The sequence below is a fragment of the Vibrio sp. FF145 genome, from assembly GCF_041439075.1.
In the GTDB taxonomy this organism is placed as follows: Bacteria; Pseudomonadota; Gammaproteobacteria; order Enterobacterales; family Vibrionaceae; genus Vibrio; species Vibrio tasmaniensis_A.
In genome coordinates, this window is sequence record NZ_JBGONH010000102.1 from 1 (window position 1) to 4,090 (window position 4,090).

Below are 4,090 nucleotides of genomic sequence, written 5' to 3' on the forward strand. Positions count from 1 at the left end.
ACCTATTCAGTGGACTAAGCCAGTCCAGAAGGGGAGTCCACTAAAAGAGTCCCCTGAAAAAAACACAAAGTGAATGAAAATAAGCTCACGTATAAAAATCAAAAAAACCGATATATAGAACTGATATGTGAAACCGATATGACCATATATCAGTTCTACATATCGGTTTCGTATATCGGAAAAGATAAGGAATGAAAAAGAGCCAACCCAATAAGAGAGACATATAACGTTGCGTTCGAGAAGAGTGAAAAAAGAGATTCGGGGACAGTGCCAAAGATGGACATTAAACGATATTCCGCTTGCTCGGTGTTCGGACGCTTCGCTTACTCACACACTGCGCCTAGCGGTAGAAGTGGAAGACACAAGAGTACGAGGGCGGCAAAGAACCAGCCCTTTCGGCTGCGCCGACCCCTACCCATTTCGACTCAATCTTATGAGTGATTTGGGTATCTCTATGGTCGCTTTCAGATTGGGATTTGTCTCTTACCCTTTCGGGCTGCCCTGCGCTGTGAGTAAGGCTTTACGCCCCCATTCCGGTCTCACAACACTAATCATTTATTCCTTTCCCGCTTATCCCCTCTAGCAGCTACAAGGGGCGGATTTATCGAGCGTTAGCTTAGTTCTGATTAGTGCCTTTACCATGCCACCTTTGGAATATCCCTTGGTCGGTGGCTGATGCGCGTCGCTCTGTCCAAAACATCTTGAATCCAAACAGAGTGCAGGAGTACTTGAAGTGCTTGCGTGATATGGCTATCATGAAAGGACTTAACGAGGTCTCAATTCGTGTAAGTATTCCGAAATAAACCACCCTGCAAGGTGGTTTTTTCACATCTAGGGAAAGAGATTAATCCCAAAAGCGATTGATCTCAATGATCCTTTTAGCCGGTCATGAATTTTTCCCACAAAAAAGCCTCCTTTATGGGAGGCTTTTTGCATCTAAACTATAATCTTATTTTTGGGAAGATTTACTCGGCTTTAACTCAGAAGTATTACCGGGAGTATTTTTATTATCGCGTCGACGCTGATCAGGTTTCCCTGTTGATTTTGCTATTGGTTTCGGGCCAGGTTTAAGAGCCATAAAGCCCTCCTTTAGTGTTTATAAAATAGTATCCCCAACTCTAAGCAACCCTACAGCCGGGTAGCGTAAGAATATTATCAGGAATAACCATATTTTCAGCTTCCCAAGTATCCAATTTAGCTTGCATACTGATCCAAATAGCAACACCAGTCCCCGTCGACTCAGCTAGTCTTCTCGCCATTGCATGAGAGCATTTAGCCTTCCCATTGACGAACTCACTTAGAGATTTTCGGGTTACACCTAAATACTGAGCAGCATCGGTAATAGATATCCCTCTTTCATCTAAAATAGTGGCTTTAAAGAACACGCCTGGATGTGACGGTTTTCTAGTCTGTCTCATATTATCTCCATCCCCCTGTGACTATAGGAGGGAAGCTCAAATATATTCACATTGAGCTTATTTAAATAAGTTAGACAACTACTTAGCTTTTATTTGCTTCCCGTGATAGTCGAGGTAATCGAGTAAGATTGCTCCATCATCAACTATTTGAAACGTAACACGCCAGTTGCCATTTATAACAATGCTGTACACCCCTTTTCCTGACCCTTTTTTCTCTGAAAACTTATCACAAAAAATTTTATTTAGGTCATGTGGGTGATGCGATGCATCAATCGCATCAAGCACCAATCCGAGTCTATCAGCGTGGTTGGCATTTAAGCCTTTTGTCGAACCACTGTAAAAAAAGTTTTCAAGATGTTTGTGACTAAAGCTTTTGATCGCCAAAATAAATCTCCCTCAAATAAAAAAATGACTCTAATTAAATTCATGGTAATTCCTATGCTTAATGGGGTGTTATCAAATAAGGTATACCTAACTATTGAATCAAATAGCTCATTTATGAGGCGTTCATATAGGGTAATCATCTGCAACTCAATAAGCGTAACGCGAAACGTTACACGTGTCAATAATTCCTATCGTAAATAATCTAAAACCGGAATTTTTCACTTTAGAGGTTTAAAGTCCATAACGAAGAACGGCTCCCAATTGGGAGCCGTTTTGTATCTAAACTAGGGGCGCATACGTTAATCCCGAGTAGAAATACGTTTACTGTAAAAATGGCAACTAAGCCGGATTATCTAAGCGTGGTTTGTCTTGCTTAACATATGGCTTAAATTCCGCATGTGTTAAGACTCTTTTATCTAATTCTTTTTTAGCTCTTGGACCGGTATGTTCTCTTAGATACTCTCGGTTATTAATCGACTGAGACTTTCCTACCAATTCAAGATGACGATTTAACTCATAATCTTCTGAGAAATTCACATGTTCCGAATCTTTCATAGCAAACCCAACAAACAGAATTCAGTGCAACATTACACTTAAGGATATATGTGGATTAAAATATACATTTCAAGGTGTTTATTATTCCTATTATGTTCAATTGCGTGACTCCGTAACGAAGAACGGCTCCCAATAGGGAGCCGTTCTTGTGTCTAAATCTGAATTCGCACTAAGCGAAATATGTTAAACAGTCCACGTTGTGATCGCAAATAACGTTAATTTTGATTAGATATATTAAACCTTGTAACTTCACTTGCATCTATATACATAATGAATAGAATTCAACTCACCGATACAGATTAAAACAAAACTTCATATTAAAAGGTTCTCTAATGAAAAAAGTAGCAGTACTTGCAATTCTGGCACTTGCGTCACTTTCATCTTTTGCCAATGCAAACGAAGGCTGGTATCTTGGTGGCGGTGTTGGTAGCACAGGATTTGATATTGACGGTTATGATACTAACGTTAAACCTGACGGTACAGCACTGAAGATGTACGGTGGTTACCAGTTCAACCGAATAGTAAGTGCAGAGGTTGCTTATACCTCTTACGGCGATCTGAAATATAAGCAAGGGTATGCTCGAGCGGGTCAAACCGCAGTATCACCTAGCAGTATTTCTCTATCTGCCAACCTGGGTTACACCTTTGACAGCGGATGGCGTCCGTTTGTGATTCTTGGCTTGTCATCAGTTGATCTGGACGCAAAGCAAGCAAAATTTGACAGTGATTCGGGGATGGGTATCCATACTGGTCTAGGGCTTGAATATTCACTTAAGTCTATAGATGGTTTAACTATGCGCCTCGCGTACGAAGCAGATACATTTGAGGTGGAAAAACAATCATTAGTTATGAAATCCACAGAAGACTATACCGTTGATGCCGTATACTTTGGTGTTAGCTACACATTCTAATTATAAAATTTGATGGCATAAAAGGCGACCGATTGGTTAATCCCGAACCTTTTAAGTAATTGAAGGGCCCCCAAAGGCTTCATAATCGGTCTCAACAATTTTGAGACCGATTTTTATATCTGAGAATTCCCAAGACAACCATACCTTTCTGCCCCCCCCCCAAAAAAAAATATGGCTATTTGTACTTGAATACTCCGCACCAATGAAACTGAAGATCAGCCTAAGAAATGGCATCAAACTTCTAAAACTAGGTGTTCATTATTCCTATTATGGTAAATAGCAAGGTTTGCTATCAGAAACAGCCCTCAGAACCCCTCAAACGCTCTTAGCGAAGATTTTGGATACTTGATCAAGGCGATATGCCTCCATAGCACTTTGAAAGTTTGTGACGCTTTTAGAGCGATTCACAGAACGAATTAACATCGTTCAAACTCATCCCAAAAACACACCGTAACGCCCAAAAGTAAACTAATCAGCATTACGAATCTCAAGTGTGATTCGAATGATATTGTAAATCGCATAACCAAGAATCAATAAAACTAAGGCGATGGAATCATCCGGTGCGCTAGACATAGTAAAACCTCACAAGAAATGGCGTAACTCAAGCATAAAACAGCTTCAAAGAATCGAGAATAAAATGAGATCGTTCTTTTCCATAAAATGGACGAAGTTCTTTAATGGAAAGAACGATCCGACAAACGAACGAAGTAAGTGCGTCAGAAAGAATCTTGAAGCGACACTGCAGACCGGCTTTTTCGGACGTCTACAAAATGCGAATCCTGCTAATCAAATAACGAACACAAAAACTCGAGGTGCGCCTCT

The 4,090-nt window shown here is 40.4% G+C and carries 5 protein-coding genes; 1 reads left to right on the top strand and 4 read right to left on the bottom strand.

Going from position 1 to position 4,090, the window contains the following annotated elements:
* Positions 1-949: 949 nt before the first annotated feature.
* From ACED42_RS21475 to ACED42_RS21490, 4 genes are all read right to left on the bottom strand, one after another.
* Positions 950-1,078 (bottom strand): hypothetical protein, encoded by a 129-nt coding sequence (locus tag ACED42_RS21475; RefSeq protein WP_371704086.1) that lies wholly within the window; start codon positions 1,076-1,078, stop codon positions 950-952.
* Positions 1,079-1,118: 40 nt separating this feature from the next.
* Entirely contained in the window at positions 1,119-1,418 is a 300-nt protein-coding gene (locus ACED42_RS21480; RefSeq protein ID WP_371704088.1) for a HigA family addiction module antitoxin, read from the bottom strand.
* Positions 1,419-1,496: 78 nt separating this feature from the next.
* Positions 1,497-1,802 (bottom strand): type II toxin-antitoxin system RelE/ParE family toxin, encoded by a 306-nt coding sequence (locus ACED42_RS21485; protein WP_371704090.1) that lies wholly within the window; start codon positions 1,800-1,802, stop codon positions 1,497-1,499.
* Positions 1,803-2,141: 339 nt separating this feature from the next.
* Positions 2,142-2,357 (bottom strand): hypothetical protein, encoded by a 216-nt coding sequence (locus ACED42_RS21490; protein ID WP_371704092.1) that lies wholly within the window; start codon positions 2,355-2,357, stop codon positions 2,142-2,144.
* Positions 2,358-2,689: 332 nt separating this feature from the next.
* Between ACED42_RS21490 and ACED42_RS21495 the strand changes: the two genes are divergently transcribed.
* Complete coding sequence (locus ACED42_RS21495) at positions 2,690-3,268, top strand: porin family protein (RefSeq protein ID WP_102556877.1); 579 nt, start codon at positions 2,690-2,692, stop codon at positions 3,266-3,268.
* Positions 3,269-4,090: the final 822 nt, after the last annotated feature.